This window comes from Mycobacterium sp. E2327 (genome assembly GCF_001672675.1).
Classification (GTDB): domain Bacteria; phylum Actinomycetota; class Actinomycetes; order Mycobacteriales; family Mycobacteriaceae; genus Mycobacterium.
Map to the genome: position 1 here is coordinate 68,379 of NZ_LZKE01000029.1, position 12,433 is coordinate 80,811.

The window sequence follows — 12,433 nt, forward strand, 5'->3', positions numbered from 1 at the left end:
GTCCTCTCAGGTGCGGCTGTACTCGGTAAACGCGTCGCGAATCAGAGTACGGTCGTCCGGCGTCTTGGCCAGCGCCCCCAGGGTGGTCACGGTTGCCTCGTCAACCAGGTCGGCAACGCCGAGCGCCACCAGGGCGGAGACCCAGTCGATGGTCTCGGCCACCCCGGGCGGCTTGTCCAGGTCGAGATCGCGCGTGCGCCCGACGAATTGGGTGGCGTGCTCGATCAACGGCGCGGTCGCCCCCGGCACCGTCCGCCGGACGATGGCGGCGGCCCGGGCCGGCTCCGGGTAGTCGATCCAGTGGTAGAGGCAGCGGCGGCGCAGCGCGTCGTGCAGGTCGCGGCTGCGGTTGGAGGTCAGCACCGCGATCGGCGGGCGCTCGGCGACGAAGGTGCCGAGCTCGGGCACGGTGACCGCGGATTCGCCCAGGAACTCCAGCAGCAGCGCCTCGAATTCGTCGTCGGCGCGGTCGATTTCGTCGATCAGCAGCACCGGGGGCGTCGGGCCGCGGTGCCGCACGCACCGCAGGATGGGCCGGTCGACGAGGTAGTTCTCGGTGTAGAGGTCGGCCACCGAGATGTTTGATGTATGGCCCCCTTGCGCCTCCGCCAGCCGGATGGACAGCAGCTGGCGCTGGTAGTTCCAGTCGTAGAGCGCCTCGCTGGCGGTGAGTCCCTCGTAGCACTGCAGCCGCACCAGCGGGGTATCCAGCACCGCCGCAAGGGTTTTCGCGGCCGTGGTCTTGCCGACGCCCGGTTCGCCCTCCAGCAGCAGCGGGCGGCCGAGCGTGACCGCCAGGTAGATCGCCGACGCCGTTCCCGTGTCGAGCAGGTAGTCGCGCGCGTCGAACCGGGCTATCACGTCCTGCACGCCGTCAAACATCAGGACGTCACCAGGCGCTGGTAGTCGTCCCAGGTGTCGACGTCGAGCGGCACGGGGCCGTCGACCGCGAGTTCGCGCACCTGGTACCGGCCCGACTCGACGAGCTTCCACACCCCCTTGTCGCCGTGCAGTTCGCGCAGATCGCCGAACAGCGCACGGCCGAGCCAGAACGGGTGCCCGATCCCGTCGTGGTAGCGGCACACCGCGATGTCGGCGGCCGCGCCTTCCGCGGCGACGCGCCGCGGTGTCAGCGGATCGATCCCGGGTTGATCGCCGAGCATCAGCACGATGCCGGCGGCGCGGGGGTCCACCTGATCGAGCGCGGCGCGCAGCGAGGCCGCACACCCGGTCCCGAAGTCGTCGACCTGCACCACGTCGACCCCGTCCATCGGCACCGCATCGCGCACCGCCGCCGCGGCGCCGCCGAGCGTGACGATCAGCTGGTCGAACCCGGCGCCCCGGGCCGCCTCCAGGGTGGCCCCGAGCAGGGTCGTATCCCGGTACGGCAGAAGCTGTTTGGGCGTTCCCAGCCTGCGCGAACCGCCGGCCGCCAGCACGACGCCGGTGACGGGCGGCCCGGTCATGCGCCGGCTGGCCGGTTGGCGAACGCGGCGCGGCATCCCGGGCCGCAGAACCAATGGTCGGCGCCCGCCACCCGCAGGTGCTCGGTGGCAGGCCCGATCGTCACGGTCATGCCGCACACCGGATCGACCGCCTCGCGCGCGACGGCCACCGGCGCGACGGCGCGGCGCAGGCCGGCGCGGATGCCGGCGATGAGTTCGGCCGCGATCGAGACCGCGATCTCGGCGGGGGTCTTGGCGCCGATGGCCAGCCCGACCGGGGTGTGCACCCGCGCCCGCTCCTCCGGCGAGAGGTCGAGCGAGTCGAGGATCGCGGCGCCGCGCACCTTGCTGGCGACCAGGCCGATGTATCCGACGCCGTGATCCAGTGCCGCGCGGATGGTTTCGGCTTCCGGCCCGCCGTGGCTGGCGATGACGACGGCGGTCGCGTCGGAGAGGTCACCGTCGCTGCGCGCGTCGTAGCCGAGCACGCCGCACACCTGGGTCAGCGCCTCGGCGATCGGCGTGGTGCCGTAGACCCGGATCAGCGGGGCCGGCAGCTGCGGGGTCAGGAAGATCTCCAGCGACCCGCCGGACAGGCACGGGTTGACGACGACGCAGGCGCCGGGGGCCTCGGGAAAGTGCACGTCGCCCTCGGGAAGCACTCGCAGCAGCACGCTTTCGCCGGCCTGCAGCGCGCCCATCGCCGCCTTGCGGACCGAGTTCTGGGCGCACTGGCCGCCGACGAAGCCCTCGATTGTGCCGTCGGCCAACAGGATTGCCTCGTCGCCCGGGTAGGACGAGGTGGGCGGCTGGGCGCGCACCACGGTCGCGTGCACGAACGGTGTCCGTGCCGCCAACAGCTCCTGAACGCGCTCGCTGATCATCATCTAGATCGGCGGCCTCGCTCTGCCCTGCATCGCCTCCCACACCCGCGACGGCGTCAGCGGCATGTCGGCGTGCCGAACCCCGTACGGCGCCAACGCATCCACCACGGCGTTGACCACGGCCGGGGGTGATCCGACGGTGGCCGATTCGCCGATGCCCTTCGCGCCGATCGGGTGGTGCGGCGACGGCGTCACCGTGAAGCCGGTCTCCAGGTGCGGCACCTCGGCCGCGGTCGGGATCAGGTAGTCCATCAGCGATCCGCCGAGGCAGTTGCCCTCCTCGTCGAACGCGATCATCTCCATCAACGCCATCCCGATGCCGTCGACGATGCCGCCGTGCACCTGGCCCTCGATGATCATCGGGTTGATGCGGGTGCCGCAGTCGTCCACGGCGAGGAAGCGGCGCACCTTGACCACCGCGGTGCCCGGATCGACGTCCACCACACAGAAATACGCGCCATACGGGTAGGTCAGGTTCTCCGGGTTGTAGCAGACTTCGGCGTCCAGGCCGCCCTCGATGCCGTCGGGCAGGTCGCCGGCCCCGTGCGCGCGCATCGCGATGTCCTGGATGGTCACCGACGCCGACGGGTCACCCTTGACGTGGAACGAGCCCTTCTCCCACTCCAAGTCGGCGACCGAGACCTCGAGCATGCCCGACGCGATGATCCTCGCCTTGTCGCGCACCTTGCGCGCCACCAGCGCCGCGGCCCCGCCCGACACCGGCGTCGAGCGGCTGCCGTAGGTGCCGAGCCCGAACGGCGTCTGGTCGGTGTCGCCGTGCACCACCTCGATGTCGTCGGGCGGGATGCCGAGCTCCTCGGCGACGATCTGCGCGAACGTCGTCTCGTGCCCCTGCCCCTGGCTCTGAACCGACAGCCGCACAACGGCTTTGCCGGTCGGGTGCACACGCAGCTCACACCCGTCGGCCATGCCCAGGCCGAGGATGTCCATGTCCTTGCGCGGGCCGGCGCCGACGGCCTCGGTGAAGAACGACATCCCGATGCCCATCAGCTCCCCGCGCGCCCGCCGCTCCTGCTGCTCGGCGCGCAGCGCGTCGTAGCCGATCATGTCCATGGCCTTGCGCATGGTGGCCTCGTAGTCGCCCGAGTCGTACGTCCAGCCGGTCTTGCTCTGGTACGGAAACTGGTCGGGCCGCAACAGGTTTCGCAGCCGCAGCTCGGCCGGGTCCATCTTCAGCTCGAACGCCAGGCAGTCCACCAGCCGTTCCACGAAATACACCGCCTCGGTGATGCGGAACGAGCACGCGTAGGCCACCCCGCCGGGCGCCTTGTTGGTGTAGACGGCGGTCATGTGGCAGTAGGCGGCCTCGAGGTCGTAGCTGCCGGTGAACACCCCGAAGAAGCCGGCCGGATACTTCGTCGGAGCCGCCTGGCCGTTGAACGCGCCGTGATCGGCCAGCACGTTGGACCTGATCGCGAGGATCTTTCCGTCGTTCGTCGCGGCGATCTCGCCGACCATGATGTAGTCGCGGGCGAAGCTGGTGGACGTCAGGTTCTCGCTGCGGTCCTCCATCCACTTCACCGGCTTGCCCAGCAGCAACGAGCCGACGATCGCGCACACGTAGCCGGGGTAGATCGGCACCTTGTTGCCGAAGCCGCCGCCGATGTCGGGCGAGATCACCCGGATCTTGTGCTCGGGCAGGCCCGCGACCAACGCGTAGAGCGTGCGGTGCGCGTGCGGCGCCTGCGAGGTGGTCCACAGCGTCAGCTTGCCGGTCACCGGGTCCAAATCGGCCACCGCGCCGCAGGTTTCCATCGGCGCGGGGTGCACCCGCGGGTACACGATCTCCTGCTTGACGACGACGTCGGCCTTGGCGAATGCCGCGTCGGTGGCGGCGGCGTCGCCGGTCTCCCAGTCGAAGATGTGGTTGTCGTTCTTGCCGTCGAGATCGGTGCGGATCACCGGGGCGGACGAGTCGAGCGCCTTGCGCACGTCGACGACGGGATCCAGCGGGTGGTAGTCGACGTCGATCAGCTCCAGCGCGTCGCGGGCCGAATACCGGTCCTCGGCGACGACGAACGCCACCTCCTGGCCCTGGAAGCGCACCTTGTCGGTGGCCAGGACGGCTTGGGTGTCGTTGGACAGCGTCGGCATCCACGCCAGGCCCTTCTCGGCCAGGTCCGCGCCCGTCACCACGGCCTTGACCTTCGGATGTGCTTGCGCCGCAGTGGTATCGATGCCGACGATGCGGGCATGCGCGTACGGCGAGCGCAGGATCGCCAGGTGCAGCATGCCCGGCAGCGCGACGTCGTCGACGTAGGTGCCACGCCCGCGGATGAAGCGCGGGTCCTCCTTGCGCAGCATCCGGCCGTGGCCGCACGGCTTTTGGTCGTTGTCAGCGGTGTCCTCGGGTGAGGGCGGGCGGGATTCGATGGTGGTCATGACTGTGCCTCCGCCGCGGCATGGTTCGCGGCCCACTGGATGGAGCGCACGATCGTCGTGTATCCGGTGCAGCGGCAGATCTGCCCGGAGATGGCCTCCCGGATGGTCTCCTCGTCGGGGTTGGGGTCGCGGTCCAGCAGGGCGCGGGCGGTGATCATCATTCCCGGTGTGCAGAAGCCGCATTGCAGCCCGTGGCAGCGCATGAAGCCTTCCTGGATCGGGTCGAGCTGGCCGTCCACGGCCAGCCCCTCGACGGTCCGCACGCTGTGGCCGGACGCCATCACGGCCAGCATGGTGCAGGACTTCACCGGCACGCCGTCGACGTCGACGACGCACGTTCCGCAGTTGCTGGTGTCGCATCCCCAGTGGGTTCCGGTGAGCCGCAACTGATCCCGCAGGAAGTGCACCAGCAGCATCCGCGGCTCGACGTCGGCGGTGACCTGCTCGCCGTTGACGGTCATGTTGACTTGCATCGCTATTGGCTCCTTTGTTCGCCGACGCGCTCGGCAGCGGTGCGCAACGTGCGGATAGTGAGTTCCGAGGCCAGGTGGCGCTTGTAGTCGGCGGTGCCGCGGACGTCGGTCACCGGCTCGCAGGCCGCGGCGGCCAGGCGACCCGCCTCGGCGAAGGTCTCGTCGGTGGCCGGCCGGCCGACCAGCGCCGCCGAGATCTCGGCCAGCGCGCCCGGGTCGGGGTTGACGGCGGTCAGGCCTACGCGGGCGGCGGCGATCGAGCCGTCGTCGAGGGTGACGGCCGCGCCCGCTGCGGCGACGGCCCAGTCACCCACGCGCCGTTCCACTTTCGCGTATGCACTGGACATGTTGAGCCGCACGGGGATTCGCACCTCGATCAGGATCTCGTTCGGGGCGACCGCCGTCTCGTACGGGCCGACGATGAAGTCGTCCATCGCGATCTCGCGTTCCCCCGACGGTCCACGCACCAGGCACACCGCGCCCAGCACTGTGCACACCGTCGAGAGATCCTCGGCCGGATCCGCCTGGCACAGCGAGCCGCCCAGGGTGCCGCGGTTGCGGACCACCGGGTCGGCGATCACCCGTTCGGCATCCCGGAAGATCGGGCACACGGCGGCCAGGGTGTCGGACTCCAGGATCTCGCGGTGCCGGGTCATGGCGCCGACGCGCACCAGGGTGGGATCGGTGATCACGTACCCGAGCTCAGGCGCCAGGTCGTTGATGTCGACGAGGTATTCGGGGTTGGCGATGCGCAGCTTCATCATCGGCAGCAGGCTGTGCCCGCCGGCGATCACGCGCGCCCCCTCCCCCAGCCGGTCCAGCAGGCCGACGGCGTGGTCGACGCTGGTCGCACGTTCGTATTCGAAGGGGCCAGGTACTTGCATGGGAGCAGTGTGGGCCGCGTCACACTAGGCGTCAATGGCGAGTTAAGTGATCGCTGAACTCGCCCGCTACCTGCGGCTCCGGCGCGTCGTGATGGATGCGTCCGGCGGTCTCGGACAGCGGGCGGCCGCCCCCGCCCCAGCGCTTGGCGATGATGTCGGCGGCGATCGACACCGCCGTCTCCTCCGGCGTGCGAGCCCCCAGGTCCAGGCCGATCGGGCTGGACAGCCGGCCCAGCTCGGCGTCGCTCAGCCCCGCCGCCCGCAGCCGGTTCATCCGGTCGTCGTGGGTGCGCCGCGACCCCATCGCCCCCACGTAGCCCACGTGGGGCAGCCGCAGCGCCACCTCGAGCACCGGGACGTCGAACTTGGGGTCGTGGGTGAGCACGCAGATCACCGTGCTCGCGTCGATGGCGCCCGCCTCCGCCTGGGCGGCGAGGTAGCGGTGCGGCCAATCGACGACGACATGGTCGGCGGTGGGGAAGCGCACGGGCGTGGCGAACAGCTCGCGGGCGTCGCACACCGTGACCCGGTAGCCGAGGAACGATCCCTGCTGCGCCAGGGCCGCGGCGAAGTCGATGGCGCCGAACACCAGCATGCGGGGGCGCGGCGCGAAGCAGGAGACGAACACCTCCATGCCCTCGCCGAGGCGTTGCCCGTCGGGCCCGTACTTGAGGACGTCGCTGCGGCCCACCGCCAGCAGGCCGCGGGCGTCGTCGGCGACCGCGGCGTCGGCGCGCGCCGAACCCAGCGATCCGGCCAGCGCGTCCGGCCGGACGACGACGCGGCGCCCGACCCAACGCGCGTCGGGATGCGCGATGACGGTCGCGACCGCCACCGGGCGGTGCTCGCCGATGTCGTCGGCCACCGCGCCGAGTTCGGGGAAGGTCGAGCGCGACACCGACTCGACGAAGACGTCGATGATGCCGCCGCACGTCAGCCCGACCGCGAACGCGTCGTCGTCGCTGACTCCGTAGCGCTCCAGCCGCGGCGTCCCGGTCTTGGCGACCTCACTGGCGAGCTCGTAGACCGCGCCCTCCACGCAGCCGCCGGACACCGACCCCGTCACCGAACCGTCCGGCGCCACCATCATCGAGGCCCCCGGCGGGCGCGGCGCGGACCGGAAGGTGCGCACCACCGTGCCCAATCCCGCGGTTTCGCCGGCGCGCCAGATCGCCATCAGCTCGGCAAGGACGTCACGCACGCTTTAAACGTAAGCTCATGGCGTGACTCCGGCTCAACTTCGGGCCTATTCGGCGGTGGTGCGGTTGGGTTCGGTGCGCGCGGCCGCGGCCGAGTTGGGCGTTTCCGACGCGGGCGTGTCGATGCTCGTGGCGGCGCTGCGCAAGGAGCTCGACGACCCGCTGTTCACCCGGACGGGCGCGGGCCTGGCGTTCACGCCGGGTGGGCTGCGGCTGGCCAGCCGCGCGGTCGAAATCCTGGGGCTGCAGCAACAAACCGCGATCGAGGTGACCGAGGCCGCCCACGGGCGCCGGCTGCTGCGGATCGCCGCTTCGACCGCGTTCGCCGAGCACGCGGCTCCCGGGCTGATCGAGCTGTTCTCGTCGCGGGCCGACGACCTGTCGGTGGAGCTGAGCGTGCACCCGACGAGCCGCTTCCGCGACTTGATCTGCTCGCGGGCCGTCGACATCGCGATCGGTCCCTCCGGCGAGGGTTCGCTTGGTCCCGACGACGGGATCTTCGTGCGGCCGTTCCTGAAATACCAGATCATCACCGTCGTGCCGCCGAACAGCCCACTGGCCGTTGGTGTTCCGACGCCGGCGCTGTTGCGCCAGCAGCAGTGGATGCTCGGCCCGGCCGCCGGTGGGGTGGACGGCGAGATCGCAAAGATGTTGCGGGACTTAGCGATTCCGGAGTCGAACCAGCGGATCTTTCAGAGCGACGCCGCCGCGCTGGAGGAGGTGCAGCGGGTCGGCGGTGTCTCGCTGACGATCGGTTTCGCCGTCGCCAAGGACCTCGCGGCCGGGCGGTTGACCCGCCTGAGCGGGCCCGGCCTGGAAAGGTCGGGCGAGTGGTGCGCGGCCACGCTGGGGCCGTCGGTGCGGCAACCGGCCGTGTCCGAGCTCGTCCGCTTCATCACCACGCCGCGGTGCACGCAGGCGATGATCCGCGGCAGCGGCGTCGGCGTGACCCGCTTCCGCCCGAAAGTGCATGTGACGCTGTGGAGTTGAGTGTGTATCCAGGGCGATGACACGCCGACGAACTTCACACTGAAGGCTGCTACCAGGCGCGCGACAGGTCCGCGTGCTGGCGGACCCACGCGTGCATCGCGATCCCGGCCGCGACGCCGGCGTTGATGCTGCGCGTCGAGCCGAACTGGGCGATCGACACCGTGAGCGCCGCGCCGGCCCGGATGTCGTCGGTGATGCCCGGGCCTTCCTCGCCGAACACCATCAGGCACTCCCGCGGCAGCGCCGTTTCCTCCAACCGCTGTGCGCCCGGGACGTTGTCGACGGCCACCACCGTCAGCCCGGCGCCCGCCGCGAACTCGAGCAGCGCGGCGGTGCTGTCGTGGTGGCACAGCCGCTGATACCGGTCGGTCACCATGGCGCCGCGGCGATTCCAGCGCCGCCGCCCGACGATGTGCACGGTGTGCACGGCGAAGGCGTTGGCGGTGCGCACCACCGAGCCGATGTTGGCGTCGTAGCCGAAGTTCTCGATCGCCACGTGCAGCGGGTGACGGCGCAGGTCGATGTCGGCGATGATCGCCTCGCGGGTCCAGTACCGGTACGCGTCGACGACGTTGCGAGTATCGCCGTCGCGCAACAGATTTGGGTCGTATCGCGGGTCGTCGGGCGGCTCGCCCGGCCACGGCCCGACGCCGCCGCCCGTCGTTCCCCATTCGGTGGGCCCCGGGTCGCTCATCGCTGCGTCCACACGCCGGCGTGGGTGCCGTCGACCGCCACCGTGGCGTACAGCAGCGCCTCGTTGATCTCGCCCTGGGTGCACAGCGACGCGTTGACGCGCACGGAGTCCAGCGACGCGTCGGGCAGGATCAGCACCGACGACCCGTACGTCGCGCACGCCGGGTTCAGGCCACGGCCGGGCAGGGTGGGCGACGCCAGCAGCATCAGCGGCCCGCCGCGCTTGGCGGAGTCGTCGCGGTACCGGTCCGCGAGGGCGGTGGCTTCCAGACCCAGCAGCATGTAGCCGTTGCCGACGAACGCGGCGGGATCGCCGAGCTGGGCCTTGGTCATCGGGGCGCCGTCGGCGCGCCAGGCCGACAGGCTCACGGTCTTGACGCTCAGGCCGGTGTCGTTGGCGTTGGTGGGCGGCAGCCCCACCGGGAACGCCGCCGGGTAGGCCGCCGAGGTGTTCGGGATCCGGTCGCGCGGCGAGTAGGCGTACACCCCGCGCACCTGGCTCCGATCCTTAAGCGGCCCAAGGCAAATGCTGCCGGTGAGCCGGCCGGGGGGCGCCGACAGTGGGTGTTGGATGTCGTGCACAGTCGTCGCCGCATCGTCGCAGCTGCCCAGCGCGGCCGACTCCATCGGGTGCGCCAGCGCGCCGTACAGCCCGAAGCGAAGCTCCTCGGGCTTGGCGTACGGGGCCTTCGGGTCGGTAGGCGATGCGTCGAGGTCGACCAGCACGTAGTCGCCGTCCCAGCGCAGGTTCGACACCGACATGTTCCAGCCCAGCAGCGCAAGCGACTCGCCGAGCCGGGCGCCCTGCGCGCCGTACGGCCGCACCGGGCCGTTGGGGTCCGAACAGCCCAGGGCACACGCCGCCGTGAAGACGACAATGCACGCGACACGGGCCAGGCGCCCGAATCTAGTTGACATCATTCACGTTTGCCACAGGAGCCGGTCGGGGAACGGATCGACGACTTGCCCGCCTCAGAGCGACAACTGGGCGGCGGCGGGGCGACCCGGTGCTTTGTCGCTGCGAGGCGGGCACAACGAGAGTCGCCCGGACGAGAGGCTGCTGTGGCACATGTGACAGCGCAGGCATGAAACGTGGCCTAGCCCAGCCCCAGATCGGCCAGGCCCAGCACGCTGCGGTAGGGAATTCCTTCTGCTTCGATGGCCTCGGCGGCGCCGGTGGCGCGGTCCACCACGGTGGCCACCCCGATCACCTGGCCGCCCGCGTCCTGCACGGCATGCACCGCCGTGAGCGCCGAGTTGCCGGTGGTGCTGGTGTCCTCCACCACCAGGACCCGCCGGCCGGAGACCTCGGATCCCTCGATAAGGCGTTGCAGCCCGTGGGTTTTCGCCGACTTGCGCACGACGAACGCGTCGATGGGCCGCCCGGGCGCGTGCATGATGGCGGTCGCGACGGGGTCGGCGCCCAGCGTCAGCCCACCGACGACGGCGTAGTCCCAGTCGGCGGTGAGCTCGCGCATCAGCGTGCCGATCAGCGCGGAGGCGCGGTGCTGCAGGGTGGCCCGGCGCAGGTCGACGTAGTAGTCGGCCTCCTTGCCCGACGACAGCGTCACCCGGCCGTGCACCACCGACAATCGGCGCACCAGATCGGCAAGCTCCGCGCGGGGATCAGCTGCGGTCACGACCGCCCACTCGTTTCGCGGCGCTGCGCACCAGGCCGCGGGGCAGCAGCCGCCCGGCGGTGACGATCGCCTTGTACTGCAGGCCCGGCACGCTGACCACCTTGCCGGCGGCGACGTCGGCCAGGCTTGCGGCGACCACGTCGTCGACCTCGAGCCACAGGAATGGCGGCAGCTTGGCCATGTCCATCCCGGCCCGGGCGTGAAATTCGGTGTGCACGAAGCCAGGGCACACGGCGTGCACGCCGACTCCCGTTCCGTCCAGCGCGCCGGCCAGGCCCTCGCTGAACGAGATCACCCAGGCCTTGGACGCCGAATAGGTCGACGACCGGCCGTTCACCATTCCGGCGACGCTGGCGACGTTGATGACGGTCCCGGCGCCGGCGGCGACCATGGCGGGCACCGCGGCACGGGTGAGCTGCAGCACCGCGGTCACGTTGACGTCGAGCTGCGCCTGCAGCAGCGCGGGATCCGTCGTCCAGAATTCGCCGGACGTGCCGAAGCCGGCGTTGTTGACCAGGACCCGCACCCCCGCGGCAAGCCGCTCGGCCACCTTGTCGCGGCCGGCCGCGTCGGCCAGGTCCGCGGGCAGGATCTCGACGTTGCCGCCCGCGGCCTCGAGCTCGGCGGCCAGCTTGGTCAGCCGGTCGACGTCGCGGGCGACCAGGACCAGGTCGTAGCCGTCGCGCGCGAAGCGCCGGGCGTAGCCCCCGCCGATCCCGGACGTCGGCCCGGTGATCAGGGCTACGGGGCGAGGCATGAGCGACAGTGTAATGACGCGGGCCCGGCCGGCCTCAGCGCTGGTAGTTAGTCGCCCCGTGGCCGTTGCGCCCGGTCGGCGGCTGCCGGCCCTGGTCCCGGCGCAGCGGCTCGGTGGCGCGTCGGCCCGCCTGAACGTCCGAGCCCAGCAACCCCGACACGTCCTGCTGCGGCCGCCGCGACGGCAACTCCAGCCGACCGGCGGGCGCCAGGGGACGGCTCGGTGCGGCGTTGCGCGGCAACGCGGGCGCCCCGGCCTCCTGCGGAGTCTCCTGCGGCACCGGCGGCAACACGCGCAGCAGGTCGTTGAACTGGCGCACGGTGCGCAGGCCCTCGTCCCATTGCGCGCGCGTGCTGGAGATCGGCATGGCGACCAACGTCCAGTTCTGCTCGTTCCACATGATCTCGGCGGAGTCGGGGGCGGTGTGCGCGAAGGTGACCATGCGCCGGTCGCAGGCCCGCCGGGCGGCGTCCAGGTTGGTCGAGTACACCATCCGCGGCCCGATGGCGCCGAGCAGCCAAATGTCGCTCTCCCGAGGCTCTTTCAGGCCCTTGAGGCGCAGGTCGACGACGACGTTGGTGCCGACCTTGCGGTGCAGCGCGATCACCGTGGCGACTTCCTCGACGTCGAAGATGTAGACGGCCTCACCGCGGATTTGACCGAGCACGACGTTGTGGGCGGGGACGTCGCCCACCGTGGAGATCACCCCGCGCTTCCAGCGCTTGAGGATGTCGGTCGATTCGCGCTCGTAGTCGAAGCCGTGCGACCGCGCCCACGATTTGCGGCGCCTGCTACGCCCCCGCTGCCGATCGATGTCGACGTACACCAGCACGCCCGCGCCGACAAAGCACAGCGCGGACAGCGTGAACCAAAGGGGGACCATCCCACACAGGGTATCCGCTGTCGGCCCGGAATAGACAATGCGACCTGGTCACAAGCAAATTAAGGTTTGCCAGGGCGCGCCGAGCGGGTCGGCATCGCGGCGTTGAGACATCCCAGGTTCGTAAGTTGTCAAGCGGCGGCGGGGGCTCGGTGGGCCCAGGCTTTGTCTTCGTCGTAGAGGGT

General features: G+C 70.9%; 13 protein-coding genes. 1 reads left to right on the forward strand and 12 read right to left on the reverse strand.

Annotated elements, in window-relative coordinates; all coding sequences use genetic code 11:
• Positions 1-6 precede the first annotated feature (6 nt).
• The 7 genes from A5712_RS03740 to A5712_RS03770 are packed head-to-tail and all read right to left on the reverse strand — an operon-like array spanning position 7 to position 7,290.
• Positions 7-882, reverse strand: a complete 876-nt coding sequence (locus tag A5712_RS03740) for a MoxR family ATPase (protein ID WP_068101477.1) — start codon at positions 880-882, stop codon at positions 7-9.
• Complete coding sequence (locus A5712_RS03745) at positions 882-1,466, reverse strand: NTP transferase domain-containing protein (protein WP_068101524.1); 585 nt, start codon at positions 1,464-1,466, stop codon at positions 882-884. Before A5712_RS03745 ends, A5712_RS03740 begins: the two co-directional genes overlap by 1 nt.
• A complete protein-coding gene (locus tag A5712_RS03750; protein ID WP_068101480.1) occupies positions 1,463-2,332 on the reverse strand; it encodes an XdhC family protein in 870 nt (289 codons plus the stop codon). Before A5712_RS03750 ends, A5712_RS03745 begins: the two co-directional genes overlap by 4 nt.
• A complete protein-coding gene (locus A5712_RS03755; RefSeq protein ID WP_068101483.1) occupies positions 2,333-4,732 on the reverse strand; it encodes an aerobic carbon-monoxide dehydrogenase large subunit in 2,400 nt (799 codons plus the stop codon).
• Positions 4,729-5,205: a (2Fe-2S)-binding protein gene (locus tag A5712_RS03760; RefSeq protein ID WP_068101486.1), complete on the reverse strand. Its 477-nt coding sequence runs from the start codon at positions 5,203-5,205 to the stop codon at positions 4,729-4,731. Before A5712_RS03760 ends, A5712_RS03755 begins: the two co-directional genes overlap by 4 nt.
• Positions 5,206-5,207: 2 nt before the next feature.
• Positions 5,208-6,089 (reverse strand): xanthine dehydrogenase family protein subunit M, encoded by an 882-nt coding sequence (locus A5712_RS03765; RefSeq protein ID WP_068101489.1) that lies wholly within the window; start codon positions 6,087-6,089, stop codon positions 5,208-5,210.
• Positions 6,090-6,120: 31 nt separating this feature from the next.
• Positions 6,121-7,290 (reverse strand): XdhC family protein, encoded by a 1,170-nt coding sequence (locus tag A5712_RS03770; RefSeq protein WP_197519285.1) that lies wholly within the window; start codon positions 7,288-7,290, stop codon positions 6,121-6,123.
• A 22-nt stretch (positions 7,291-7,312) separates the two neighbouring features.
• Between A5712_RS03770 and A5712_RS03775 the strand changes: the two genes are divergently transcribed.
• The gene (locus A5712_RS03775) at positions 7,313-8,278 is read left to right on the forward strand and encodes a LysR family transcriptional regulator (RefSeq protein ID WP_068101493.1); all 966 of its coding nucleotides are present in this window, start codon (positions 7,313-7,315) and stop codon (positions 8,276-8,278) included.
• Between the two features lie 49 nt (positions 8,279-8,327).
• On the opposite strand, the gene A5712_RS03780 is transcribed toward A5712_RS03775, so the two are convergent.
• From A5712_RS03780 to ttfA, 5 genes are all read right to left on the reverse strand, one after another.
• The gene (locus tag A5712_RS03780) at positions 8,328-8,972 is read right to left on the reverse strand and encodes an RNA methyltransferase (protein WP_068101494.1); all 645 of its coding nucleotides are present in this window, start codon (positions 8,970-8,972) and stop codon (positions 8,328-8,330) included.
• On the reverse strand, positions 8,969-9,889 hold the full coding sequence (locus A5712_RS03785; RefSeq protein ID WP_068101530.1) for a hypothetical protein: 921 nt from the start codon (positions 9,887-9,889) through the stop codon (positions 8,969-8,971). Before A5712_RS03785 ends, A5712_RS03780 begins: the two co-directional genes overlap by 4 nt.
• Positions 9,890-10,068: 179 nt before the next feature.
• On the reverse strand, positions 10,069-10,611 hold the full coding sequence (gene pyrE, locus A5712_RS03790) for an orotate phosphoribosyltransferase (RefSeq protein ID WP_068101500.1): 543 nt from the start codon (positions 10,609-10,611) through the stop codon (positions 10,069-10,071).
• Positions 10,598-11,368 carry an SDR family oxidoreductase gene (locus A5712_RS03795; RefSeq protein ID WP_068101503.1) on the reverse strand — a complete coding sequence of 257 codons (771 nt, stop codon included), beginning with the start codon at positions 11,366-11,368 and terminating at the stop codon, positions 10,598-10,600. Before A5712_RS03795 ends, pyrE begins: the two co-directional genes overlap by 14 nt.
• 34 nt (positions 11,369-11,402) lie before the next feature.
• A complete protein-coding gene (gene ttfA / locus A5712_RS03800; RefSeq protein ID WP_068101508.1) occupies positions 11,403-12,251 on the reverse strand; it encodes a trehalose monomycolate transport factor TtfA in 849 nt (282 codons plus the stop codon).
• Positions 12,252-12,433 lie beyond the last annotated feature (182 nt).

Coding starts and splice junctions, on each gene's coding strand:
- A5712_RS03740 (WP_068101477.1), bottom strand. CDS start 882: ATGTTTGACGGCGTGCAGGACGTGATAGCCCGGTTCGACGCGCGCGAC.
- A5712_RS03745 (WP_068101524.1), bottom strand. CDS start 1,466: ATGACCGGGCCGCCCGTCACCGGCGTCGTGCTGGCGGCCGGCGGTTCG.
- A5712_RS03750 (WP_068101480.1), bottom strand. CDS start 2,332: ATGATGATCAGCGAGCGCGTTCAGGAGCTGTTGGCGGCACGGACACCG.
- A5712_RS03755 (WP_068101483.1), bottom strand. CDS start 4,732: ATGACCACCATCGAATCCCGCCCGCCCTCACCCGAGGACACCGCTGAC.
- A5712_RS03760 (WP_068101486.1), bottom strand. CDS start 5,205: ATGCAAGTCAACATGACCGTCAACGGCGAGCAGGTCACCGCCGACGTC.
- A5712_RS03765 (WP_068101489.1), bottom strand. CDS start 6,089: ATGCAAGTACCTGGCCCCTTCGAATACGAACGTGCGACCAGCGTCGAC.
- A5712_RS03780 (WP_068101494.1), bottom strand. CDS start 8,972: ATGAGCGACCCGGGGCCCACCGAATGGGGAACGACGGGCGGCGGCGTC.
- A5712_RS03785 (WP_068101530.1), bottom strand. CDS start 9,889: ATGTCAACTAGATTCGGGCGCCTGGCCCGTGTCGCGTGCATTGTCGTC.
- A5712_RS03795 (WP_068101503.1), bottom strand. CDS start 11,368: ATGCCTCGCCCCGTAGCCCTGATCACCGGGCCGACGTCCGGGATCGGC.
- ttfA (WP_068101508.1), bottom strand. CDS start 12,251: ATGGTCCCCCTTTGGTTCACGCTGTCCGCGCTGTGCTTTGTCGGCGCG.